This window comes from Odoribacter splanchnicus DSM 20712 (assembly GCF_000190535.1).
Taxonomy (GTDB): Bacteria; Bacteroidota; Bacteroidia; order Bacteroidales; family Marinifilaceae; genus Odoribacter; species Odoribacter splanchnicus.
Genome location: NC_015160.1, coordinates 887,691 through 913,652, shown reverse-complemented (window position 1 = coordinate 913,652; position 25,962 = coordinate 887,691). Strand labels below are relative to the sequence as shown.

General features: G+C 43.0%; 20 protein-coding genes. 11 read left to right on the top strand and 9 right to left on the bottom strand.

What is annotated here, in order from left to right; translation table 11 throughout:
* The first annotated feature begins 47 nt into the window (after positions 1–47).
* Both gyrB and ODOSP_RS03810 read left to right on the top strand, forming a co-directional pair.
* Entirely contained in the window at positions 48–2,012 is a 1,965-nt protein-coding gene (gene gyrB / locus ODOSP_RS03815) for a DNA topoisomerase (ATP-hydrolyzing) subunit B (protein ID WP_013611090.1), read from the top strand.
* A gap of 134 nt (positions 2,013–2,146) precedes the next feature.
* Complete coding sequence (locus ODOSP_RS03810; RefSeq protein WP_013611089.1) at positions 2,147–2,710, top strand: LOG family protein; 564 nt, start codon at positions 2,147–2,149, stop codon at positions 2,708–2,710.
* Between the two features lie 158 nt (positions 2,711–2,868).
* On the opposite strand, the gene ODOSP_RS03805 is transcribed toward ODOSP_RS03810, so the two are convergent.
* Entirely contained in the window at positions 2,869–3,831 is a 963-nt protein-coding gene (locus tag ODOSP_RS03805; RefSeq protein ID WP_013611088.1) for a transcription antitermination protein NusB, read from the bottom strand.
* Positions 3,832–3,970: 139 nt separating this feature from the next.
* Between ODOSP_RS03805 and porD the strand changes: the two genes are divergently transcribed.
* The 7 genes from porD (at position 3,971) to ODOSP_RS03770 (ending at position 12,872) form a co-directional block, all read left to right on the top strand.
* A complete protein-coding gene (porD, locus tag ODOSP_RS03800; protein WP_013611087.1) occupies positions 3,971–4,882 on the top strand; it encodes a type IX secretion system protein PorD in 912 nt (303 codons plus the stop codon).
* Positions 4,883–4,898: 16 nt separating this feature from the next.
* The gene (recN, locus tag ODOSP_RS03795) at positions 4,899–6,566 is read left to right on the top strand and encodes a DNA repair protein RecN (protein ID WP_013611086.1); all 1,668 of its coding nucleotides are present in this window, start codon (positions 4,899–4,901) and stop codon (positions 6,564–6,566) included.
* A gap of 116 nt (positions 6,567–6,682) precedes the next feature.
* Positions 6,683–7,519: an enoyl-ACP reductase FabI gene (locus tag ODOSP_RS03790; protein ID WP_013611085.1), complete on the top strand. Its 837-nt coding sequence runs from the start codon at positions 6,683–6,685 to the stop codon at positions 7,517–7,519.
* A 65-nt stretch (positions 7,520–7,584) separates the two neighbouring features.
* Positions 7,585–8,157, top strand: a complete 573-nt coding sequence (locus tag ODOSP_RS03785; RefSeq protein WP_013611084.1) for a 3'-5' exonuclease — start codon at positions 7,585–7,587, stop codon at positions 8,155–8,157.
* A gap of 58 nt (positions 8,158–8,215) precedes the next feature.
* A complete protein-coding gene (gene dnaB / locus ODOSP_RS03780; RefSeq protein ID WP_013611083.1) occupies positions 8,216–9,745 on the top strand; it encodes a replicative DNA helicase in 1,530 nt (509 codons plus the stop codon).
* Positions 9,746–9,753: 8 nt separating this feature from the next.
* Complete coding sequence (locus ODOSP_RS03775; RefSeq protein ID WP_013611082.1) at positions 9,754–11,010, top strand: hypothetical protein; 1,257 nt, start codon at positions 9,754–9,756, stop codon at positions 11,008–11,010.
* 29 nt (positions 11,011–11,039) lie between these two features.
* Positions 11,040–12,872 (top strand): LTA synthase family protein, encoded by a 1,833-nt coding sequence (locus tag ODOSP_RS03770; RefSeq protein WP_013611081.1) that lies wholly within the window; start codon positions 11,040–11,042, stop codon positions 12,870–12,872.
* Position 12,873: 1 nt separating this feature from the next.
* On the opposite strand, the gene ODOSP_RS18650 is transcribed toward ODOSP_RS03770, so the two are convergent.
* The 5 genes from ODOSP_RS18650 to ODOSP_RS03745 all read right to left on the bottom strand — a co-directional run bounded on the left by ODOSP_RS18650 (position 12,874) and on the right by ODOSP_RS03745 (position 20,384).
* A complete protein-coding gene (locus ODOSP_RS18650; protein WP_013611080.1) occupies positions 12,874–14,796 on the bottom strand; it encodes a SpoIIE family protein phosphatase in 1,923 nt (640 codons plus the stop codon).
* Between the two features lie 105 nt (positions 14,797–14,901).
* Positions 14,902–16,260 carry a transposase gene (locus ODOSP_RS03760; RefSeq protein ID WP_080705330.1) on the bottom strand — a complete coding sequence of 453 codons (1,359 nt, stop codon included), beginning with the start codon at positions 16,258–16,260 and terminating at the stop codon, positions 14,902–14,904.
* A gap of 225 nt (positions 16,261–16,485) precedes the next feature.
* On the bottom strand, positions 16,486–17,589 hold the full coding sequence (locus ODOSP_RS03755) for a metallophosphoesterase (RefSeq protein WP_228026184.1): 1,104 nt from the start codon (positions 17,587–17,589) through the stop codon (positions 16,486–16,488).
* A gap of 202 nt (positions 17,590–17,791) precedes the next feature.
* A complete protein-coding gene (locus ODOSP_RS03750; protein WP_013611077.1) occupies positions 17,792–19,459 on the bottom strand; it encodes a formate--tetrahydrofolate ligase in 1,668 nt (555 codons plus the stop codon).
* A 37-nt stretch (positions 19,460–19,496) separates the two neighbouring features.
* Positions 19,497–20,384: a coiled-coil domain-containing protein gene (locus tag ODOSP_RS03745; RefSeq protein ID WP_013611076.1), complete on the bottom strand. Its 888-nt coding sequence runs from the start codon at positions 20,382–20,384 to the stop codon at positions 19,497–19,499.
* Between the two features lie 172 nt (positions 20,385–20,556).
* Between ODOSP_RS03745 and ODOSP_RS03740 the strand changes: the two genes are divergently transcribed.
* Positions 20,557–21,825: a DUF2851 family protein gene (locus ODOSP_RS03740; RefSeq protein WP_013611075.1), complete on the top strand. Its 1,269-nt coding sequence runs from the start codon at positions 20,557–20,559 to the stop codon at positions 21,823–21,825.
* A 12-nt stretch (positions 21,826–21,837) separates the two neighbouring features.
* Here ODOSP_RS03740 and ODOSP_RS03735 read toward each other — a convergent pair whose 3' ends face one another.
* Both ODOSP_RS03735 and ODOSP_RS03730 read right to left on the bottom strand, forming a co-directional pair.
* Entirely contained in the window at positions 21,838–22,212 is a 375-nt protein-coding gene (locus tag ODOSP_RS03735) for a hypothetical protein (protein WP_013611074.1), read from the bottom strand.
* Positions 22,213–22,224: 12 nt separating this feature from the next.
* Positions 22,225–22,875, bottom strand: a complete 651-nt coding sequence (locus ODOSP_RS03730) for a hypothetical protein (RefSeq protein ID WP_013611073.1) — start codon at positions 22,873–22,875, stop codon at positions 22,225–22,227.
* Between the two features lie 133 nt (positions 22,876–23,008).
* Between ODOSP_RS03730 and ODOSP_RS03725 the strand changes: the two genes are divergently transcribed.
* A complete protein-coding gene (locus tag ODOSP_RS03725) occupies positions 23,009–24,184 on the top strand; it encodes a carboxypeptidase-like regulatory domain-containing protein (protein WP_041557173.1) in 1,176 nt (391 codons plus the stop codon).
* A gap of 280 nt (positions 24,185–24,464) precedes the next feature.
* On the opposite strand, the gene ODOSP_RS03720 is transcribed toward ODOSP_RS03725, so the two are convergent.
* A complete protein-coding gene (locus ODOSP_RS03720) occupies positions 24,465–25,958 on the bottom strand; it encodes an OstA-like protein (RefSeq protein WP_013611071.1) in 1,494 nt (497 codons plus the stop codon).
* Positions 25,959–25,962: the final 4 nt, after the last annotated feature.

Below are 25,962 nucleotides of genomic sequence, written 5' to 3'. Positions count from 1 at the left end.
AATGATTATATTTGCATGTTTTGTGAAAAAATCAATTAAACTATAATATGAGCGAAGAGATTGAGAAAAACGAAAGAGAGTATTCCGCCGATAGTATTCAGGTACTGGAAGGTTTGGAGGCAGTGAGGATGCGTCCCTCCATGTATATCGGAGACGTTAATGTCAAAGGGTTGCACCATTTGGTTTACGAGGTCGTAGACAACTCTATAGACGAGGCTTTGGCTGGATTTTGTGATCATATTCAGGTAACTATAAACGAAGATAACTCGATCTCTGTGAGAGATAACGGTCGGGGTATTCCGACAGCACGCCATTCCAAAGAGAATAAATCGGCTCTGGAAGTGGTTATGACCGTATTGCATGCCGGAGGTAAATTCGATAAAGATTCTTATAAAGTGTCCGGTGGTTTGCACGGGGTAGGTGTTTCCTGCGTCAATGCGCTTTCTACTACTTTAATTGCAGAGATTCACCGGGAAGGAAAAATCTGGAGACAGGAATATCACAAAGGGATTCCTGCCGGAGATGTACAGGTGGTAGGAGATACCGATCGCACCGGGACTACGATTACTTTCTTGCCGGATGATACGATTTTTTATGTTACCGAGTATAAATACGATATCTTATCGGCCCGGTTGCGGGAGTTGGCTTATTTGAACAAAGGGATTCGTTTGTCGTTGACCGATAAACGGGAGATCGATCCGGAGACCAATGCTCCCCGGCATGAAGTGTTCTTTTCTCAACACGGTTTGAGTGAATTTGTCGAATACCTCGATAATACCCGGGAAAAACTGATCGAAGATACGATCGATATAGCGACAGAAAAGAATGGAATCCCTGTGGAGGTCGCTTTGCATTATAATACGGGTTTTTCAGAGAATGTATTTTCTTATGTCAATAATATCAATACGATAGAAGGAGGTACTCACCTGACCGGTTTCAAACGGGGCTTGACGACGACCCTGAAAGCTTATGCCGAGAGTCACGGAATGCTTTCAAAACTGAAATTCGATATCAATAGCGATGATTTCCGCGAAGGATTGACGGCTGTGATTTCGGTGAAAGTGGCAGAACCGCAGTTTGAAGGTCAGACTAAAACGAAATTGGGGAATACAGAAGTCGGTACGGCTGTTTCACAAGCTGTATCTACCGTTCTGGAAAACTATCTCGAAGAAAACCCGAGAGAAGCTAAGGCAATTGTGGATAAGGTCATTCTGGCAGCCACTGCGCGTCATGCAGCCCGTAAAGCCCGTGATCTTGTGCAGCGTAAAACTGTATTGAGTGGCTCCGGTTTGCCCGGTAAACTGGCCGACTGTTCGGATAATGATCCGGCAAAATGTGAAATCTTCCTGGTCGAGGGAGATTCAGCAGGGGGTACGGCAAAACAGGGACGTGACCGTCGTTACCAGGCTATTTTACCCTTGCGGGGAAAAATCCTGAATGTAGAGAAGGCTATGATGCACCGGGTATATGAAAGCGATGAAATAAAAATAATTTTCCAGGCTCTGGGGATTACGATCGGTACTCAGGAAGACTCCAAAGCCGTTAACCTGGAAAAATTGCGTTACCATAAGATTGTGATCATGGCCGATGCCGATGTCGATGGTGCACATATCGCTACTTTGATTATGACTTTGTTCTTCCGTTTTATGCGTCCGGTGATCGAGAACGGATATCTGTATATCGCAACGCCTCCTTTATATTCTGTGAAGAAAGGAAATAAAGAACAACGGTATTGCTGGACAGATAAAGAACTGGAACAGTTGGTAAATGAAATGAGCAACGGTAAAGGGGATGCCGGGTTGCATATCCAGCGTTACAAAGGTTTGGGTGAGATGAGTAAAGAGCAGTTGTGGGAAACGACCATGTCACCGGAGAACCGGATATTGCGTCAGGTATCTATCGAAAATGCTGCCGATGCCGACCGGATCTTCTCGATGTTGATGGGAGACGATGTGCCGCCCAGACGGCAATTTATCGAACAAAATGCAACCTATGCAACTATCGATGCTTAAAGCAGAAAGAAGTCAGAACGAATTGTTATTACTTCGGTAGAGATGAGCGGACCTTCGGTACTGATGGAAAATGCAGTCAGCACCGAAGGTCCGCTAAGTTTAGTGTAAGATAAAATAGTTCCCAATAAATTAAAATGAGAGTAGCTGTATTTTGTGCTTCTGCCAATGAGGTGGAGCCATGTTATTTTAGAGAAGCCGGCCGATTAGGAAAAAGGATCGGAGAATTAGGGTGGCAATTGATTTATGGAGGCACGAACATCGGGTTGATGCGGGAAGTTGCCGATGCTACGATTCGGCAAGGAGGCGAAGTAACCGGGATTATACCGGAGTGTATCCGTGACCGTGGTGTCGCTGCCGGCGGATTGAAACAATTGATCGTCGCTCCCGATATGAAGGAACGTAAACACCTGCTGCGGGAACATGCGGATGCTTTTATCGCTCTGCCCGGTGGTTGGGGGACTTTAGAAGAAATAACCGAAGTCATTACCCTGAAACAATTGGGTCAGCACAATAAACCGATCGTTTTTTTTAATACCGCCGGATATTATAAGCTGTTTTTCGAATTTATCGAGCACAGCCGTAAAGCAAAATTTATTTCCTCTGCTTACGATCACCTTTATTATATAGCCGATGCTGTAGAGCCGGCCTTAGATTATATTCAAAAATACCAGCCTATCCCACAGGTAAAAAAATATTAGATGTTTAATAATTTGGAAAGAACTGATATTTTATATAATTTTAGTGCATTATAGTTGCGTGGGAATAAAAAGTTTTCAAAATAAACCATTGTAGGGATTACAACGGTATTTTAATTCGTTTAGTTTAGTTTAGCTAAAAGGGGGATATACCCCCTTTTTTATCGGGCTTCTGTTTCGTCCAGTAATCCCCGTCCGGCTTTTACAATTTCATTCGTGTCTTTGAGTAAAGCCACTGCTTTGTCCAATACTCCGTTGATAAATGCTCCGCTCTTCGGCGAGCTATAGGTTTTAGAGATTTCGATATATTCATCCAAAGTCACTTTCACCGGAATGGAAGGAAAATGTTTTAATTCGGAAATCGCACATGACATGATCAGTTTGTCCATTTCCGAGATACGGTCCAACTCCCAATTATAGGTAAACTTATCGATGATCTCCATATTGGCGTTATATTCATAAAATGCTTTACGCATCAATGTCCTTGCATATTCGAAATCTTCGTCTTTTTTATAAATCGGGTATAAAATATCGTCTTCTTCTCTCATTTTTTCCTGAAGATGCCAGAGTGTTTTATATACAATGCTGAGTACCAGTTCAAAATCATCGTTCCAGAAGATACTCTTTTCTTCCATCGTTTGATAAAACATCTCGTCCTGTATGATCAGTTCTGAAAATAAATCGAGTACGATCTGTTTGTGCTGCTCGAAAGAGGGCGATTTCTGGTGCATGTATTTCTGATATTTGGACCACTCGATCAGTTTATTGTAGAAATACAATACCGTTTCCTGATTATCGTTCCAACTAATCAGGTTGTTTGTAATATAGTACTGGAATTTTTTGTTATTTTCCAAGATATTGAAAACCGGATTATCGATGAAGCGGGTATTCGGATTCAGATCGACATTAGAAGCGAACCGGCGGTTACGTGCTGTATCTATTTTTTGAAAAGCTTTTCGGCGGACTTCAGTGATTAGTAACAAAGTTTCGTAGTACAAATCTGTACTTTTAGACATACTTTTCAGTAGATCGCGTTCAATCTCGGCGAGAGTAGCACTTTCTTTTTTGCTGTAAGCGTAGAGCAGTTGCAATACTTTTATTCGGATCAATCTTCTGCTTGTCATTTTTATGAAGAACTATAAATATTATGTCGATTTTGACGGCGCAAAAGTATGAAATAAAATGAAGAATGAAAAATCGGGAATGAAAAATTATTAGTATCGGGAGAAAACTTTATATTTGTACTATGATATCATTCTATTTATGTTAAAACAACGTCTCTTCTATTTCTGTTTATTTATTCTTATGAGCTATTTTGTTACGGCTCAAGAGTTAAGATGTAATATTTCCGTTTCTTCGCAAAAAATACAAGGGACGAACCGGGAGCTTTTTACCAATATGCAGCGGGATATGTACGAATTCCTGAATAATAAACGTTGGTCGGAAAATATTTTTCAATACGATGAACGAATCGAATGCAGTATACAGATCACCCTGGATGAACAGATAGGGAGCGACCAGTTCCGGGGATCGATGCAAGTACGGGTGAGCCGGCCGGTGTACAACTCTTCCTATAGTACGGTGTTATTGAATTTCAGGGATAACGACATCGATTACATATACCGGGAATTCGAGCCACTGGAGTATAGTGAGACCGGACAAAATTCCAATCTGGTGAACCTGCTGGCTTTTTATGCCAATATCATTTTGGGGATTGACTATGATAGTTTTTCGCTGATGGGAGGAAACGACTTTTTTAACCGGGCAGAGACCATTGTCGCCCGCTGTCAGAATGCCAAGGAATCCGGCTGGAAGTCTTTTGAAAACCGTCGCAATCGCTATTGGTTGATCAATAATTTGCAGGACCGCAGTTATGCTTCTGTCCGGGAATGTATTTATAAGTATCATCGGTTGGGGCTGGATGTGATGTCGGATAACCTGACCGACGGACGTTTGGCTATTCTGGAAGCTCTGGGTTTGTTACAGAAGGCCCATCGGATAAAACCCAATTCCTACTTGATGCAGGTGTTTTTCGATGCCAAAGCCGATGAAATCGTGCATATTTTCAAGCCTGCTTTTACCGATGAGAGGAAAAGAATTTTTAATATTGTCTCAGAAGTAAATCCTGCAAATAGTTCGAAGTATAATGCTTTGATTCAGGAAAAAACGAATTGATAGTAAATAAAAAACGATGATTGAAAATATCAGTATAAATAATTATGCCCTGATCGATCACACGCATATCGAATTGGAAAAAGGATTTTCGGTGATCACCGGTGAGACTGGTGCCGGAAAGTCTATTCTATTGGGAGCAATCGGTCTGACCTTGGGGCAGAGGGCCGATTCGTCGGCTATCATGGATAAAACCAAAAAGTGTATTGTAGAGATAGAATACAATATTGCCGGATATGCTTTAAAAGAATGGTTCGACGAGAACGACCTCGACTATTCAGAACAGGTTATGGTCAGGAGGGAGTTGACTGCAGAAGGAAAATCACGTTGTTTTATCAACGATACCCCGGTAAATAATAAGTTGTTGAAAGATTTCGGTACTTATATGATAGATATCCATTCCCAACATCAGTCTTTGTTGTTGGGACATCCTGAATATCAGACCGATATATTGGATGCATTTTGTGGTAATCGTGAACTGTCGGAACTTTACCAGGCAGACTTCAGGGAGCGTCAACAATTGAAATCTGCTTTGAAGCAGTTGAAAGACAGGGCTGCCGATGCCGAAAAGGAAAGTGATTATCTGCAATTTCAGTTTAATCAGTTGGAGAGTGCACGCTTACAGCTAGGGGAGAAGGAAGCACTTGAAGAAGAGTTGGAATTACTGACTCATGCAGAAAATATCAAATCGGCCTTAAGTGGGTTATCCTGGAATCTGCGGGATACCGAGCAGTCTGTCATTCAAGTATTGAAAGGAAGCCGCAATGCCATCTCCGCACTAGAGAATGCTTTTAAGGAAGCCGGCGAATACCGGGAGCGGCTGGATTCTGTGATTATCGAGTTGAACGATCTGGCCGACGAGGCCGAACGCAGAGCAGAAAGTGTGGAATATAATGCCGGGCGTATCGAGAAAATCAATCAGCGTTTGAATACCATTTACGATTTGTTGTTCAAATATAAAGCCGAGTCGGTAGAAGAGCTCGTAACATTGAGGGAACAAATCCGGGAAAAATTGAAAAAGGTAGAAGGAGGGTCGGAAGAAATAGAGCGACAGGAAAAGAAACTACAGGAGACTGAAAAACGAATGTTGCAGCTGGCCGGTAAAATCCACGAAATGCGGGTGAGTATGGAGGGGAAGTTGTGTGCGACTATGAAAAAACTACTGGTCGGACTGGGAATCAAACATGCCGAGTTTCAGGTCGGGATCACGGCGGTAGATGAGTTTACCCGGACAGGCCGGGATGAAGTAAAGTTTTTGTTCTCGGCCAATAAGAACCAACAGCCGGGAGAAATTGCCCGGGTCGCTTCCGGAGGAGAAATTTCCAGGGTAATGCTGGCATTGAAATATGTGCTTTCCGGAGCAAAACAATTACCGGTGATTATTCTGGATGAAATAGATACCGGATTGTCCGGGGAAGTAGCCCACCGGATGTCGTTGATTATGCGTGAGATGGCCGGGCGAATGCAGGTGATCAGTATTTCCCATCTGCCTCAGATCGCGGCTGCCGGCAATTGTCATTTTAAAGTATATAAAGAAGATCGCGGTGAAACGACGATCTCTGGAATCAGGAAATTGACACCAGAGGAACGGGTACAGGAGATTGCCGGCATGATCAGCGGGCAGGAAATTACACCGGCAGCCATAGAAACAGCTAAAATTCTGCTCTCGGCAAAAGCAGGCAATTGAGCTTCGGAAATTTTTTGTATTTTTGCAGGCCGGTTCTGAACGTATTTTATATGTTCGGAGTTTACTATTTATGAAGAATATCGTAAATAGGAAGATTATTCATTAAAATAAAAAGAATGGCTTACAATTTATTAAAAGGAAAGAAGGGAATTATTTTCGGTGCCCTGAATGAGATGTCTATTGCCTGGCAAGTGGCGGAGAAATGTATAGAAGAAGGGGCTGAAATCGTATTGACGAATACTCCGCTATCGATTCGGATGGGAGATATACAGGATTTTGCGGCGAAACATCAGATCCCGCTCATTCCGGCGGATGCTACGAGCGTGGAGGATTTGACCCATCTTTTTCAGGAATCGATGACACATTTCGGTGGGAAGGTGGATTTTATCTTACATTCGATCGGTATGTCTTTGAATGTAAGAAAAAAACGTCCTTATGACGATCTGGATTACGATTTTTTGCAAAAGACGTTGGATATATCCGCAATTTCTTTCCATAAAGTGCTGCAAACGGCCAAAAAACTGGACGCCATCAATGAGTGGGGATCGGTGGTCGCTTTGTCTTATGTGGCAGCTCAGCGTACGATGTTCGAATACAACGACATGGCCGATGCAAAAGCTATGCTGGAATCGATAGCCCGTAGCTTCGGATATATTTATGGACGGGAAAAACGCATCCGGGTGAATACGATTTCCCAGTCACCGACAATGACTACAGCGGGGAGCGGAATCAAAGGTTTCGATTCGCTGGTAGACTTTGCCGACCGGATGTCGCCCCTTGGAAATGCTACTGCAGAAGAATGTGCCAATTATTGCGTTTGCCTGTTTTCCGACCTTACCCGGAAGATTACGATGCAGAATCTTTACCACGATGGAGGATTTTCGAGTATGGGTATGAGTTATAGGGCTATGCACCAGTATAATAAGAGTTTTGATAACGAAGATAAAAAATAGGGGAACTTTTTGCAGTTTGTCTTAAAAAAGGGTAATTTTCCGTCTTCAATTTAAAAATCCGGAATATGTATTTATTCTTTGACACAGAGACGACAGGATTACCTAAACGGTGGAATGCACCTGTAACAGACTTGGAAAATTGGCCCAGATTAGTACAATTGGCCTGGATCATGTACGATGACCGGGGAAACATGCTCGAGAGCCGGGATGTCATAGTAAAGCCCGAAGGATTTACTATTCCTCCGGAAGCTTCGCGGGTGCATGGGATCACGACTTTGGTGGCACGTGAAAAGGGGGAACCTTTACAAGAAGTGATGGAGCAATTTGCCCGAAAGATCGATGAAGCGACAGCTTTGGTTGGGCATAATATCAGCTTCGACGAATGTATTGTCGGGGCTGAATTCGAGCGTTTGCGAATGATGACGACCCTGTTCCTGAAGCCGAAATATTGTACGATGAAACTTTCTACAGATTATTGTAAGCTTCCCGGGAAAAAAGGATTCAAATCTCCCCGGTTGGCGGAATTACACCAAGTATTGTTCGGCAGTGGTTTTGACAATGCGCATAATGCATTGGCAGATGTGGAGGCTACAGCCCGTTGCTTTTGGGAACTGAAAAATAGAAAAGTCATCAAGTAGACAGAACCGGAAAAATGAAGCGGTCAGTAAAAGGGAGATAGAGGTTGAATTATTGATTATGGCAAAAAAATCGGATTTTAATACGAGTAGAAGCGTAAAAGATTTGCAGGCGGAATATGGGAAAATGCCCCCACAGGCCGTCGATTTGGAAGAAGCAGTATTGGGAGCCCTGATGTTGGAACGGGATGCTTTTTCTATCGTCGGGGATTTATTGGAACCGGATGCTTTTTATAAGGATGCGCATCAAAAGATATTCCGGGCCATTCATAAGTTGTTCCTGAACGATGACCCGGTGGATTTGCTCACGGTGAGCGAGGCATTGAAGCAAAGTGGGGAACTGGAACAGGTCGGGGGGTATTATTATTTGTCCCAGCTGACGACCCGGGTAGCTTCGGCCGCCCACATCGAATTCCATGCAAAGATCATTGTTCAGAAATATTTGCAGCGTAAACTGATCGGGGTCTGTACAGAATTGCAGGAGATGGCCTATGATGAAGCGACCGATGTTTCTGATTTGATGGATAAGGCTCAGAAAGCTGTATTCGATATTGCCGACGGTAATATTAAAAAAGATACGGCCGAGATAGCTCCGATCATCGACGAAGCGATAAAAGGTATTCAGGCTGCTGCCGAAAAGCCGGACGGGATCAGTGGACTTCCTTCGGGCTTTAATGCTTTGGATGCGGTGACTTCCGGTTGGCAGCCTTCGGATTTAGTGATCATTGCCGCCCGTCCTGCTATGGGTAAGACGGCTTTTGTGCTTTCTATGGCCCGGAATATGGCGGTGAAACACCACCAGGCTGTCGCTATTTTCTCTTTGGAAATGTCGGCCGTGCAGTTGGTGAATCGTTTGATCGCCAGTGAGACCGAATTGAGTGCCGAGAAATTGAAAACAGGGCGTCTCACCGACGAAGAATGGCAGCAATTGCACAGCCGGATCAAGGCTTTGGTGGAGGCTCCCATCCTGGTGGACGATACCCCGGCTTTGTCTATCTTCGAATTGCGGGCCAAGTGCCGGCGATTGAAACAGAAATATGGAATAAAAGTATTGATTATCGACTATCTGCAGTTGATGACCGCCGGTGCCGATATGCGGGGAAACCGGGAACAGGAAGTGAGTTTGATTTCAAGGCAGCTGAAAATTATTGCCAAGGAATTGAGTATTCCTGTTATGGCTTTGTCCCAGTTGAACCGTGGGGTAGAATCCCGGCCGGATAAAAAACCGATGTTGTCCGATCTGCGTGAATCCGGATCTATCGAGCAGGATGCGGATATGGTTATGTTTATCCATCGTCCTGAAAAATATGGGATAACCGTCGATAATGAAGGAAACTCTCTGTTGGGGATTGCGACGATTATTATTGCCAAGCACCGTAGTGGTGCTGTCGGCGAGGTGAATTTGCGTTTCCGGGCCGAATTGACACAATTCTGTGACCTCGATACGACTTCGCCTTTTGCTTCAAGTACTTCGACCGGAGAGATCGTTACCCAAACGTTCAGTTCGAAGATGAACGATGAACCTGTGCCTGCATTGGATCAGGGATTCGAAGGTATGAGGGATAGTTTCGATAATAATGCTCCTTTTTAAATCGGATCATGAAGAGGCTGCTGCTTATCGGTTGTTTTTGCCTGATGGGATGGATCAGTCTGGCGAATCATATTCTGATTCCGATGGATAATACACAGAGCAATCATTTGAAAGCTTATGGAGTTGTTTATCATACGCTGAAAAAAGGATTGGAAGTGCAGTGGTTGCTCAATTACCGGGGAGGAAGTTTTATACTGCCTTTTGATGCGGACGGACGAACGGAATGTCTGTTGAAAGGAGTGGGCTTCGAAGTGATTCCTCCGGCAAGGCTGAATGCGATCCTGGCTGAGATAGCTTCACCGGAGGTAAATGCAGATGCGGTTAAACTGGAGAAAGCGCCGAAGATTGCCGTTTACTCCCCGAAGGAAAAGAAACCCTGGGATGATGCGGTGACTTTGGCTTTAACCTATGCAGAAATTCCTTATGATGTCGTTTATGATTCGGAAATACTGGACGGATGTCTGAAAGAGTACGATTGGTTGCACCTGCATCATGAAGATTTTACAGGGCAGATGGGAAAATTCTACCGGAATTATCGGCATATGGATTGGTATAAAGCCGAAGAAACAACTAATAAACAAACGGCCCGTAAATATGGTTTTTCAAAAATTTCCGAATTGAAGAAAGCGGTTGTCCGGACGATCCGCGATTATGTGTCTGCCGGAGGGTTTATGTTTGCGATGTGTTCGGCTACCGATACTTTCGATATTGCTTTGGCTGCGATGGAGGTAGATATTTGTGATGTCATGTTCGACGGTGATCCGGTAGAGCCCGGCGCACAGGAAAAGCTCGATTATTCGAAGACATTTGCCTTCAAAGATTTTAAATTGCAGTTGAATCCGAATATTTATGAATACTCGGATATCGATGTCACAGACACCCGAAAAGTAACCGAACGGGATGATTATTTCCTGTTGTTTGAATTTTCTGCCAAGTGGGATCCTGTGCCGACGATGTTGTGCCAAAATCATATGAACATGATTAAAGGGTTTATGGGACAGACTACCGCATATAACCGGAAACTGATCAAATCGAATGTCCTGATTATGGGAGAAAATAAGGCTGCCGGAGAAGTCAGGTATATCCATGGGGAATACGGGAAAGGTACCTGGTCATTTTTGGGCGGACATGATCCCGAAGATTATCAACACTTTGTAGGTGATCCTGTAACCGAATTGGATTTACATCGACAGTCTGCCGGATATCGGTTGATTTTGAATAATATATTGTTTCCCGCTGCCCGTAAAAAACAACATAAGACATAAGAGCGGGTAACCGTTTAAGAAATAACGAGATGATGAAAGCAAAATTGATTTTTTTACTGAAGTATTACTTGTTTTGGGTCGTTATATCCATTGTGGCAAAAATCATGTTTTTATTCTATCAATGGTCCGATACGACTCATTTGTCCGCTGCTGACTTTTGGCATATTTTAGCCGGAGGAATCCGTTTGGATTTATCTTTGAGCGGTTATATCCTGATGCTTTCTTCAGTAATCCTGATTTGTTCGGTCTTCGTCGGGGAAAAGATTATCCGGGCCGTATTTGCCGGTTTGACGCTGTCGTTACTTCTCTTTTTTTGGGGAGTTGTTGTGGTCGATCTGGAATTATTTAAGAACTGGGGATTCCACATCGATACGACTCCGCTGATGTATCTGAAAACCCCGAAAGAAGCGATGGCTTCTACGCCTTTGTGGCTGAACTTATGTCTTACCTTGCTTATGCTGGGATGTGTCGTTTTATCCTTTTGGGTATTCCGTCGTTATGTTTTGAAAGGGTTGCGATATAAAAGGGGAAATTATTGGGGGATTCCCGTATTTCTGCTGATCGGTGGTGCTATGATTTTACCGGTAAGAGGGGGAGTGAACCTGGCTCCGTTGAATAGTAGTGCTGTGTTTTATCATGCTGAGAATATGTATGCCAATCAGGCTGCTGTAAATGCGGTTTGGAATTTTATTTACGAGCTGATGCACATGAAAAATCTGGATAAAAAATATAATTATTTGCCGGAACAGGAGGTGGCACAAGTGGTAGATAGCCTGATGCATACAGGAACCGATTATCCTCGTTTGCTGAAAACAGAACGTCCGAATATCGTATTTTTACTTTTGGAGAGTTTTACGGCGAATGCAGTCGAAGTTTTAGGGGGGATTCCCGGAGTGACGCCGAATTTGAATCAGCTGGCCAAAGAGGGAGTACTGTTTACGAATATTTATGCTACGGGGTCGCGTTCCGACCGCGGAATGGTCGCTGCAATCAGTGCCGTTCCTTCACATCCTGCCGTTGCTATGATCAAGTATCCCAATAAAATCATGGAACGTCCGAGGTTTCCGAAAGATCTCGAAGAAGCCGGGTATTCGACCCGTTATTATTATGCCGGGGATATCGATTTCGGTAGTTTCCGTTCTTTAGTCACCATGAGCTTTCAGGGGATGGTGACCGAAGATGACTTTTCCGGTGAAGCTATGGCCAATCGTTTCAAATGGGGGGTACACGATCAATATATGTTCGAACGACTTTATGAGGATATTGCCAAGGCCCGGCAACCTTTCATGTACATGGCTTTTAATATGAGCAGCCACGAACCTTTCAATGTCCCCGGCGAAGTTGCGATACCCGGCGACGACACAGAGCATAAATTCCTCAATGCCATTCATTATAGCGATGCTTGCATCGGAGAATTTATCCGGAAATGTAAAGCTTCGGGGTTATGGGACAATACGCTTTTCATCCTGATGGCAGACCATGGGACACGTCATATCCGGCATGTGGATCCTTCTACTCCGGCAGCTTATCACATCCCCCTGATATTGTCAGGAGGGGCATTGAATGTGCAGGATACCGTGGTGACGACCATCGGGTCACAAACAGATATGGTGGCTACGGTTTTGGCCCAATTGGGTATGGATCATTCCGGATACAAGTTCAGCCGTAATTTATTGGCCGATCAGGTGATTCCTTTTGCTTTCTTTTCTTATCCCAATGGAGCCGGTGTAGTGACCGAAAAAGGGTCTACTTATTTCAGTTTACAGAGCCAGACTTTTGTCGAGAAAGACAGTGTAAAAGAAGATGGCCGCTTGCTGAAAGCCTATCTGCAAGCGATCAATGAGGATTTTAACCGCCAGTAGATCATTTGCTTCCCGGAATCCCTTTGTATTTGATCGCCAGTAAGGTGAGGTCGTCCGATTGATTGCCCTGACCGATGTGGCTATGGATATCCTCGAGAAGTGCCTGAATGATAAAAGCAGGTGTTTTCACTGTTTGTGCTTCCACACATCTGATCATTTTATCCTGACCGTAGAACTGTCCCGACTGATTTTCCGTATCGGTGATGCCATCGGTATAAAATAACAAGGTTGTATTTTTATTGAAAGTATAGATATGTTCTGAAAATTCATGTTCCTCGAGTACACCGATCGGAACATCGGGGTATTTATTCAGAAAACTGGTCTGTCCATTGTGATGTATGATCAATGGATAAGGATGACCGGCATTGGTAAATGTCATGATTCCGGTATTGATATCTATAATCCCGATAAAGATCGTGGTGTATATATCGTCGTCGGCATCGTCACACATATGTTTGTTGATCAGATTGCAGATTTGTGCTGTAGAAGTGTTATTGCTGGCGATATAGCGGAATAGTTTACTGATGGAGGCCATGTATAAGGCGGCCGGAGTGCCTTTGCCCGCTACATCTCCGATGGCAAAGTAAAGTTGGTTGCCCAGCTGAAAATATTCGTAAAAGTCTCCGCCTACTTCACGGCATTGCCGTAAGTCTGCTGCCAATTCGATATTAGGAGGAAGAAGGATAGGGCGGGGAAGAAAACGTTGTTGAATACGGCGAGCCAGACGCATCTCAGAATTGTACTGTTCTTTCTCGGCCGTAGTGATTTTCAGCCGTTCTATATAGTTCACCAGGTTTTGTTGCAGATAATGAAAAGAATCGTATAAGTCATAAATTTCTTTACAAGATTTCGGGATAGGAAGTACGATATCGAACTGTCCTTCCGCAACACGACGGGTGGAATAAGCCAACTCGAGTAAAGGAGAGGATAAACGCTTGACAATGTTAACGATACCGATAAACAGGCAGAGTAATCCCAACCCCATAGAAAGGAATAACATGAAATAAAGTTTACCGGATGAATATAAGATCTCGTTATAGGGACAGATGATACCTATTTGCCAATCCATAGGAGAAAAAGGGGTGTAATAGAGGTAGTGTTTTTGTTTGTCCAATTCCACGGTGGTCGCACAGGTTTCCCCTCTCGATATACTCCGGTGGATAAAGCTGGCTTTGGGACCTGTGAGGTGGCTGATCAGATTTTGTTTCCCACTCGGCGATGGAGCCGGATGAGCAATGTAATTTCCTTCCCGATCGACGACAAATAAATTTCCGGATCTGAACAACTTATAGCTGCCGATCAGAGCATTCAGATTCTTCAAGGGAAAGTCTACTTTCAAAATACCACAGGGCTGATGCTGGCTGTTGTGGATCAGATGGCATAAAGCGATGGTCTTGCAGTGGTTTACTTCGGAATAAATCCAATATCCGTTATTGGGTGCCGACTTGATGATTTTAGCTGAGTCCGGATGACAATAGTTGCAACAAGGATCGGGTTGAGTGAAATGGATTTTCTCATCTGCTGTACGGTAAGCATTGATATGAATGAAATCGGCTACTTCCGGATTTTTCAGATCGTAATGGACCGAACTTCCGATGAGTGTCTTATAACTTCTCAGAATTCGGATGGGTAAATCAGGGATATTTTTATAATTCAGTTCTCCCTGCATATCGGTTACATTTTGCGGAATGCTTTCGATTCTTGCAATTTCACGTTCGAAGATGATCAAGGCATTATTGGCGATTGCTTTTGCCTGGCTGTAAGCATTGTTGTTGATAAATTGTTCCAGTGAATTGACCAGAGCCAGAGAGATTAAGAAAAATACGACGAATAAAACAAGGATTAAGTAGGGATATTCAGTAAATGTCCCTAAAAAGTAAGATGGCATATAAAGTTGATAGAGTATAATCACTTTATATGCCATTATTATTGCCCTTTTTCTGTGTTTTTTCACATAATCCTATCTTGTTAGACACGACGCTTCGGAAGAGGTCTGATGACCCCTTCTGGTTCTGTCGGTAAATTTATGTCATGCCGCTTTATCCGCCCGGTTCCTGATTTTATCTATCATCAGTATGGCATTTGCCGTATGTATTCCAAAGAAAATCCATAGGATTTCCGTCTTCCTGTTCCGTGCCTTTATCCTTGAGAGTGAGTAATGCTGCTTCTGTGTGCCGAAGCTGCCTTCAAGTCGGGTGGCCCTTTCTTTTGACAGTTCACTTCTGAGAACCTTTCTCAAGGATTCATCCCTGGCCGCCCTTCCCTTGCGTACAAAGGATGTGGATATTCCATATTTTGTACAGAACTTTCTGTTGGCATTATTGGCATATATGGAATCGGCAGCCACGCATCTTACCCTCACATTCATGAGCTTCTGCTGCATGCGGATACAGTCCTTCAGGCGTATACCTTCGTTGAAAGCCTTGAACGAGAGGTGTTCGATGAACGATATGCCGTCTATCTGTATGTTGTTGACCTTCGCACCGAACTCGACGGACTTTGTTTCCTTGCCTCTTACAATGGGACGTACATAATGACGGTCAATGCTGACGATGCGGTCCCTGACCTTCCTGCCTTCAAACAACTCCTTTTCCTGTACAAGAACCTTTCTGATGATGGAAAGACGCTTCTGGTAATCCTGGGTATATCGGAGTGAGGTTCCATGTTCTCTATGGATTTCATCCCTCTGTATGAGGAGCTTTTCAAGGAGTCTGATCATACGACGCTTGAGCATCCTTGTCCTTGAAGCCTTCCTCTTTCTCTTCTTGCAGTAGGACAGATAGGACTTCGCCACATCCGCATACTTGTTGCGCGGACGCCTTATACCCAAATCTCTGCAATGAAGGCAGATTTGCCTGTAGAGCCATTCCAGACTTTCCCAAAGGAGTTTCATATCCGTAGGAAAACGCATATGGCTCTCATAGCATGTGGCATCGGTCATACAGACGTGAAGGCTGTCAAGATAGGGTTTCCAGTGTGAAGCCAGCACTTCCTGGAGGGAATCAACATCAAGACGGGACGCTATCTCATTGCGGATGGCACTGACTATCTTGTAGTTGGTTATGGGAAAGGACGGATTTATCATAATCCCGCAGAACATCTGGTAGTGTATGTTCCCGTTAAGATGTTCCACCAGCTGCCTGTCAGAGAATCCGGTGTACGCCTTCAGGACCATAAGGGCGATCTTCGCCGAAGGACTGAAGATGTTCCTGCGTCCCAGTCGCTGTTCCGACAGGCCCATGGTCTTTGCCATACGCTCAAACGGAAACACCGAATGAAGCCTGCCAAGCTCACTCTCATGAAAACTCTTGCGATATTTTTCTATAATATCAAATTCTGTAAAGCCCAAAGTAGGGTGAATTTCCGAAATATTTTGTATCTTAGCCATATCTTTGTTGGGGAATTTCCCCCGTTTTGGATTCCAAACCTTATTTGCGGGGGAATACCTAAAGATACAAAAAAGCCAACTAATTCGCAACATTTTGTGTATGAATTAGTTGGCTAATTTTATACTATTTACTGAATATCCCTAAGTAAATAATCAATTGTTTTGAAAAACTGATGTTCTGACTTATTTTCATAGATGATAAAGAGGCACTTAGGGAGAAGTTAGCTAGCGGTTTGGGTGCAGGATGAATTCGGTGATCACAGGTCTCAAACCGATTCTACCGGGAAACCCAAGATAACCTTGTCCGCGACTGACATATAAATATTGATTTTGATGCCGGTATAATCCGTCGTATTCCGGATAAATATATTGTGCCGGACTCCATTCGTTTTTTCCGATCTTGATTCCGAATTGCATAGCATGGGTATGACCGGAAAGGGTCAGGGCTATCCGGGGTACTTGTAATACTTCACCTCTCCAGTGTGACGGGTCATGGGATAAAAGGATGATGCAAGCTTGCCCGGGGAGAGAATCTATAGCGACATCCAATTTCCCGTAACGGGGAAAAGGGGGATTGCCCCAATTCTCGACCCCCACAAGCCAAAGCGTGTCCCTGCCTTCGACGATGGGAATACGGTCATTGTTCAACATATGAAATCCCATCGACTTCATATTTTCAAAAAATTGGTTCAGGTTGTTCCGTTTGTCCGTTTCAGTAGGCCAACGGGTATAATCGCCGTAATCATGATTCCCGGTAATGGCATATTTACCGTAAGAAGCTTTCATTTCTTGAAATAGAGTGATCCAGGGGGACATTTCTGCTGCGAAATTATTGACCATATCTCCTGTAAATACAATGATGTCCGGTTGTAAACGATTGACTTCCCCGACTAATTTCCGCATACCGGGGTAACTTTCTCCGAAACTTCCCAAGTGGATATCCGAAAGTTGTACAATCTTGAAATGATCGAATTCGGCCGGCAAATTTTCCAAAGTCAGATTTACGGTTTCAATTTTATAATTATAACGCCCTAGAGTAAGACTATATAGTAGAATCAGGAAAAGTGCTCCTGCCAGGATACCCGAAAATAAACGGATCAGTTTGGATATCCTCTGACAACATCTCCGTAATAACAGACCGATTCCGTTGAAAACGGTATAAATGAGTTTCGGTGTATAGAATAAAAATAACAGACCGATCAGTTTTTCTATCCAAAAATAACTGTCGGGACCTTTTAAGCGGGATACGCTGTACTGAAAAAGAATTAAGGTACAGATGAAAAAGAGAGTATGTAATCCATATAATAGAATTTGCCACTTTTTATTCAAATATTGTTTCAATTGAATCCAGAATATGGTATCTGTCAATAGAATAAAAATGAGGCCTGCTATAAATATTAAATTACTACTCCGCATATAATTTTTAAATTATAATATCATAAATATGATATAATGTTTAATGGCTAAGACATACATTTATGTCAGGAATGATTATACGCATTCCTGACAAAATAGTAAACCTTAGAAGTTTTTAAAATAAACCGGTGATATGACCTTGTTCGTCGATATCGATATTCTCGGCAGCCGGTTTCTCGGGAAGTCCCGGCATTCGCATGATTTCCCCTGTAATCGGTATGACAAAACCTGCTCCGGCGGCAATTTCTATTTGGCGGACGGTAACGACAAAATCTTTCGGCCGACCTAGTAATTTAGGATTATCGGACAGTGATTTTTGTGTTTTGGCTATACAAACCGGGAGTTTATCCAATCCCAGAGCGATGATTTTTTTCAAATCGCTTTTGGCTTGTGCTGTATAATCGATAGCTGCAGCTCCATAGATTTCTTTGGCGATGGTTTCTATTTTCTTTTCGATATCCCAGCTCCATTCGTAGAGCGGTTTTAGTTTGCATACGCATTGTTCGGCTACTTTGGCTGCCAGGATTGCCAGTTTCTCAGCTCCTTCACCTCCCTTGGCCCAAACTTCCGCTACTTCCATGGGCACGCCCAGTTCTTTGCATTTGTCTGCAACAATTTGTATCTCAGCATCTGTATCGGTGACAAATTTGTTCAAAGCAACGATGGGGCAAATATTGAATTTCTTCATATTTTCAACATGCTTTTCCAAATTTTCGATTCCTTTTCTCAATGCTGCCGTATTCTCTTCTTTCAGATTTTCGACTTTCACGCCTCCATGGTATTTCAGCGCCCGGATCGTGGCGACCAGAACGACGGCGCTCGGATTCAGACCGGCTTTGACACACTTGATATCGAAGAATTTTTCTGCACCCAGGTCAAAACCGAAACCAGCCTCCGTGACGACAAAATCTGAAAGCGAAAGTCCCATCTTCGTTGCCAGTACGGAATTCGTTCCCTGAGCAATATTGGCAAACGGACCTCCATGAATGATGGCGGGATTCCCTTCGATGGTTTGCACCAGATTGGGTTTGATCGCGTCTTTCAATAAAGCGGCCATCGCTCCATGAGCTTTCAGGTCACGGGCATATAAAGGACGTTTATCATAGGTATAACCGATGAAAATATTTCCCAACCGTTCTTTCAGATCCATGAAACTTTCCGATAAGCAAAGGATCGCCATAATCTCTGACGCTGCCGTAATATCGAAACCGGTCTCCCGTGGGATACCGGATGATGTACCTCCCAAACCGACGATAATGTGCCGCAGAGAACGATCGTTCATATCCATTACCCGTTTCCAGGTCACAGTCCGGGGATCTAACCCCAGGGAAGAAGTTTTACTTTGGATGTTATTATCGATCAGGGCTGCCAACAAGTTATGGGCTTTCTCGATGGCATTGAAGTCACCTGTAAAATGGAGATTGATATCTTCCATCGGTAACACCTGTGAGTAACCGCCTCCTGTTGCACCACCTTTGATACCGAATACAGGTCCTAAAGAAGGTTCACGCAAAACAACCGTTGTCTTTTTACCGATCCGGTTCAGCCCTTCGGTCAATCCGATCGATATGGTCGTTTTCCCCTCGCCGGCCGGAGTCGGGGAGATGGCCGATACCAAAATCAGATGCTTGCCTTGCATCCGGGCGGGCTGAATCAGGTCGAGGGGGAGTTTGGCTTTATATTTACCATATAGTTCTATCACTTCCGGATCTATGCCTAATTTTTTTGCAGTTTCCGTGATCGGTTTCAGTTTTACGGTACTTGCAATCTCTATGTCTGTCATGTTTTTAATTGTTTGTTGGTTATTGGTTGGTTTTATATTAGTTAAGCGTAAATTCTGTACTCCCTATCAGTTCGTTGTCGCTGAATAATTCTGCAACGTATTTTCCTTTGACCAGACTTCCGTCGTTAGGCCAGTATATCGCCATTTCGAGCCGGTCACCTTCATAATTGATTTCCCGTTTGGCGGAGTAGGTCAGAGAAACATTCTGATATTTAAAGAATGATTTTTCGCTAAAGGCGATCACTTTGTCATCCGGACGTTTCAGACGCAGATAAATCACCCGGTCGCCCCGTTTGGCCGTTACATTTTTCGTGATCACAAATTCCGCTTTCAGGTTGTAACATTTTTTCCAGTTCGTTTCCTTATCTCTTTTATTTACGGGATATACGACGAAGTTTTCTGTCCGGAGGGCACTGGCCTGGGCGATCACTTCTTTCATGTCCTTTTGCTGATTTTCAAGTTTCTGATTCCGTTCCCTGACCCAATTCATTTGTTTGCGTACTTCCGTATTTTCTTTTGCCAGTTTTTGATTCAGCTGATTGAGAGAATCTATCTGTACCACATAACTTCTCAATACATTTTTTAATGTACCGATTTCTTTTTTATAACGATTGATTTCTGCATAAGAGTTATCGCGGAATTTCTTCATCTGATCCATTAAGGTAAGGATCTTTTCCTGTTCTAATTGCAGTTTTTCATTCAGGGTATCGTTACTGGTTTTCAGATCATCGTAATTATGGCTCAGATCGGTAAGCTCCTGTTCCAATAATTGCTTTTCCTCATGAATGGCGGCGATATGTTTTTTATTTTCGGATCTTTCAACTAAAAAGAAAATGAATAATAAAATAAGAACTACCGACAAACAACCGATAACGATCATTAACATTTTGTCTTTCTTGTCCTTGATGATAGAATTTTCTTCCATAATTTAATACATTATTGTTTTTATTCGTTTTTATCTCCTGACTTCCGCAAAGGTAGGAAAAATAAAAGTAAAAGGAGAAATGTTAAAACTAAAAGCATGGCGATAAGGAGAGCATAAATTTGGATTTTACAATTTTTTAACGTATTATTGTATAGTCCTAAATCATCAGCATATGCGAGAAGAATTTTTACATTATCTCTGGGCGAATGCTTTGTTCAGAAGTAATGAGTTTGTAACCATTTCCGGTCATGCTGTGGAGGTATTGAAAGTCGGGCTGTTGAACCGGGATGCAGGGCCGGATTTTTTCAATGCCAGAATCCGGTTGGATGGAGTAGAGTGGGGCGGTAATGTCGAGGTACATTTGCGTAATAGCGATTGGAACAGGCATGGTCATCAAGTGGACGCAGCTTACGACAACGTGATTCTGTCTGTTGTCCTGGAGGCCGATGTCCGTATTTATAACAGCAAGGGACGCGAAATCGATACGATAGTTCTGGATTATGCCGATCGATTGTATGAGGAGTATCTTTATATGCTGGGCGGACAACTGAAACCCGGCTGCCGGCGGAAAATAGAAAAAATCGACAAGAGTAGCTTTTATCTGATGTTGCCGGCACTGGCTATCGAGCGGTTGATGAGAAAATGCCGGGAAATCGAGGGAATACTTGAATTGACCCGGAATGATTGGGAAGAATGCCTCTTTCGCCTGATCTGTAAGTATTGGACCGGTAATGTCAATGCAGAGCCCTTTTATCAATTGTCGCTTCGCTTGCCTTATCGGATATTACTCAGGTATGCGGATAAACAAACCGTTTTAGAGGCTTTATTGTTGGGATGTGCCGGGCTGTTGGAAGATGGTGCGGAAGATGAATATGTGGCTGTATTGAAAAAGGAATTCCTGTATTACCGGAATAAACACGATTTACAATCCATGCCTTCCGGACAATGGAAGTTTATGCGGATCCGGCCGGATGTTTTTCCGACTGTCCGTTTAGCTTTGCTGGCTTCGTTGATCCGTGATTACAGGACTTTGGCCTCCCGTATTTTAGATGCGACTTCATTGAAGGAACTGATGGGGCTATTCGAAGTAAATGTTTCTGCTTACTGGAACCGGCATTATCGTCCGGGTATTATCGCTCCCGAACGACCTAAAAAATTGGGAGAACAGGTGCGGAAAACACTGGTTATTAATGCAGTGATCCCTTTTGTTTTTTGGTATGGAAAACAAAGAGAGGAAAGAAAATATACCGAAAAAGCGCTGAGATGGCTGGAAGAATGTTCCCCTGAAAACAATTATATCGTGAGGGCCTGGCAAGAATTGGGATTTCGCTTCGATTCAGCTTTACAAACACAGGCCATTATAGAACTAACCCGGGAATATTGCGAGTGCCATCGTTGTCTGCAATGCAAATTAGGGCGGGAAATTTTAAAGATATGCTGATCTGAAATCCTGTCAGGGGATTAACTCGATCGCTTCCTGACGCAGGATTAAGGGGAGATTGATTTCTCTTTTTTCCAGGCTGATCAGCCATTCTTCTACTTCTTCCGGACGAAGGGTGTAAAGAATATCCCTGAATACTTCGATCTGTTCGTCGGTATAGGCTTCCGGAGCAATTTGCCGGTAAACATCCAGTTCTTCATCATCGAAGTAATCTATTTGGGGACTGGCTTTTTTCAATCCTTTTTCACATATCGCATGAGCTCCGCAGCAATCTGCCGGAGGAGCGACAATGGTCTCCGGGTCTTCACTATGGCGGCGTTTATGAATAAAAGTAAACAGGGCGACTAAAATCAGCAGCCCTGTTAATCCCGATAGAATATAGATCATTGTGTAGATCTGTTATTTTAATAGTTCTTTTTTTAATAAGTTCACCTGATTGGTCAGTTTTTTGATTTCTGCGTCGGCGTCGGCTTTTGTTTTTCTGATCCAATTCAGTTTTTTTGTCATTTCCTCGTTGTCTGCTTTCAGTTTTTCAACTTCTCCGTTTTGAGCTTGCAGGTTATTGGTTGCACTTTCCAGCTGTGCTTTGATTTTCTGATTCTCAAATTCCAGATTGGTTTGTACTTCGGTCAGCTGACGACGCAACTGATCCCGTTCATTGCTCACTTTTTGCAGACTGCTTTCCAATGACGATATTTGCTCGCTGGTAGATTGAGTAGTAGTTTTGATCTGATCGGCAACATTACTCAATTCGGATTTCAACTCCACTTGTTTGCTTTCCAAAGAGCGTAATTTGGTATACAGTTGGTCGATCGTTTTATCTTTTACAGCATTATTTTCAGTCAGTTTGTACCGAATGGTATTGAAATCGTCCTTTGCTAGTTGCAATTGATCTTCCAACTGTTTTTTATCGCGCTTCAGATCGAGCAGATTCCGATCGACTTCTCTTTTTGCTCTGGCTAATTCTTCGAATTTCTTCTTAGAGACGCAAGACACGGATAAAGATGAAATAATCATAAATCCACTCAGGTATAAAATCGTTTTTCTCATATGAAGTGACTCTAATTATTTATTGACACATTTTGGTTTTAAGCATTATAATTGCTTACTTTGGGGCAAATATATAAAATAAAATAGAAACGTAACGTAAAATAAGCTTGAATTACTAAATGTACTGATGATTATGGCCAGGAAATTTCTTTTATTATTGCTATTGATATGTGGAGGCTTGTGTATGGGGCAGGCTCAGGAAGATGGAAAAATTGTATTGAAGGGAGTGGTACAGGATGCCCGGACTAACGAACCTATACCTTTTGTCAACATCGGTTTGTTGGGAACGGTAGCAGGGGTTGCTTCGGATGTAGACGGACGATTCGAATTGGTCATCCCGGATCGGTATGCAACCCATGTCCTGCGTCTCTCGGCTATCGGTTATGCTTCAAAGGATATCAAAGTATATGAAATACAAAATAAACCCGACCTCAAAATCCTGTTGCAGCCGAAAACTTATGGGATCGGGGAGGTAGATGTATACGGACAATTGCTGATTTATAAGAAAATGCTGCAAAATGTCGTTTCCAACATCAACAAGAATTATATTTCTAAACCTTATAATTACGAAGGTTACTTTAAATATAGCCGGCAGGTCGACGGACAGGAAAAAGTAAAAGAGGCGACGGTAACGATCTATGATGCTCAGGGATACCATCGGGAAGATGTTGCCTCGGCTTTTAAAGAATTGAATTATAAATTCAATCAGGTCCGTAGAAATTCCGAAGTGACTTCGGTGTGGGACGGCCTGACCTATTTCGATGATATTCTGACAGCAGATATCGTCAGGAATACCCGTAATGTATTGGATATCGTCAATTCCCGTGATTATAAACTGAAAAGTAAAGGTAAGCTGGTCTATGAAGGTGATTCGGTTCAGGTGATCAGCTACCAGGCTACTCATCCTTCTATTTCAACAACCGGTGATCCGGCAGTGCAGACCTATAGCGGAGAGATTTATGTCAATCTGAAAGATCTGGCAGTCTTAAAGAATGTCGTCAACCTGACTTCCCGCGATTTTAATGGATTAGGCCGGAATCTGGTTACGATCAATGAAAAACCGAAAAGCGACGTGAAAATGACAATCACCACAACCTATAAGAAATTGAAATCGGTTTACTTTCTAAGTGGTGTTCAGGTGGAATATTCCTATAAAGAAGAGGGGAAAGAGGTGAAAGGGACGATGGAGTATATCACTACCCGTGTAAACAGGACTTCTCCTACAGTTATTGAAGGCCGGATTTATTACGAGGATATCGAGGCTAACGAAGAATTTTGGAATCGCTATTCGGTCTATTTTGAAGAATAAAATGGAGAGAAAATAAAACGTGCCTTCGTGTTCGGGGGCCCGGTCGCTTCTGTCGGTCGTCTGGCTTTTTCTGAACGACCGATCGGTGGTGTCTGACGGAAACGTAGCGTAAAGTTTTTTGCGCTACGAGGAGTTCCGCCGGTCAGTGAAGGAAAACCTTACCGGACCGGTCTGACGGTACAAAACCCGGAATCGGAATAGAAATAGAAAGAAAAAATAAAATCTACGTTAAAGCCAGACTGATCTTTTTAATCGGAATTTTTTATTCGGATCCACAACTTTATTTGTTAAAGATATCTTCTTTGCTGCGGGGTTGTTTGTCTTGATGCCATTCAAAATCTTTGAGAAAGCGATCTTTCGGATCGACAATGATCAGCGGATTCAAAGTTCCTTCGGGTTTGGTAATAAAAACAATCCGGTTTACCCTTTTTTCTTTTAAATGAATTTTAATAGCGGAACTGATAGTCTTATTCAAACCGATAATTACTCCTTTGTCATCCGGGTAGTATATCGATTCGCCGTTCCCATCGACCTCCACCAGATAAAGTTCATTGTGCCGGATATAACCGGTCATATTCCGTCCTTTGATTTGATTGAACTTGGCCGTATCCAGCTGGTTGACGATAAATGCTTTGTTATTTAAATGGAACAGGTCGACTTCATTGTTCTTGAGGTGCATATCGATCGTTGTCCCCGTTAGCTGATTACCACTGGCCCAGACAATAGGAGTACCGAAAAGATATACGGTAGAATCCGCTACCGGGAAAATCATTGAATCGCATATTCCTTGCAGATCGGGATTGAAAAATTTCGTGTTGTAATAGGCCTTCAGGACGTTGTTACCTAACGAATCTTTACTACTTGAAAGGGTATCTCCATGGACAAAGAGGGAATCGGTTTTACCGACCAGAATCAATTGAGCACGCTCGGTTACATAAGCATAATCGTTGTTTTTCGTGACCTCGCCATAGTTTCCCTCTACAATCACATTATTTACTGTATCGTACAAATGGATGTTTTGATGCATGATAGCCTTACCGGACAGGCTGTCTACAATTAAAGTATCGGCCCTTCCTAAATATTCGTTGTAGGTAAGGTGATTGTTTTTATATAATTCGGCATGTGAAGTCAGTGAGTTATACCAGCCGTTCTCCGAATAGAGGGTTCGGTTGTCGCCATAGATATTGGTCGGTCCCAATATCGTAATGACTTTTGTTTCCGTTTGATATTTCAAAGTATCCGAATACATCGTATATTCGGGAGTGTATACCTTGACACTATCCTTAAAAAACATTTCATTAATCGGGAGGTAATAGTAGCCGATGTCGCTGATCAGGGTGTTGATACTGTCTTTTATCGTCCCTTTATTGAAGTAATAGCCGACCCGGTTGGCCGCATCGTAATCCAGAAAATCGGTGGTCAGGGTAATTTTCGGGTCTTTCATGATCACGTTATCCCTGACTTTGGCAAATTCCGTATTGCCATTGTATAGCATAAAATCTCCCCACAGATTCAAGGTGTCGTTCTGAATCACGTGGACATTACCGAAAGCTTCCACATAATTACTATCCCGATGGTTGTATAATTTATCGCAAAACATCAGCATATTTTTATGCTTCAGCCTGACATTTCCAAGTAAGCTATCGATATTACTCTTCATATTCACGGCATAGGTGTCGGCATGAAGAATATCGATAACATCTTTTTGCTGGGCAAATGAGGGGCATATTGTGCCGGCAAAACATATAGACAATAGGAGGATTTTCAAGTACATTTTA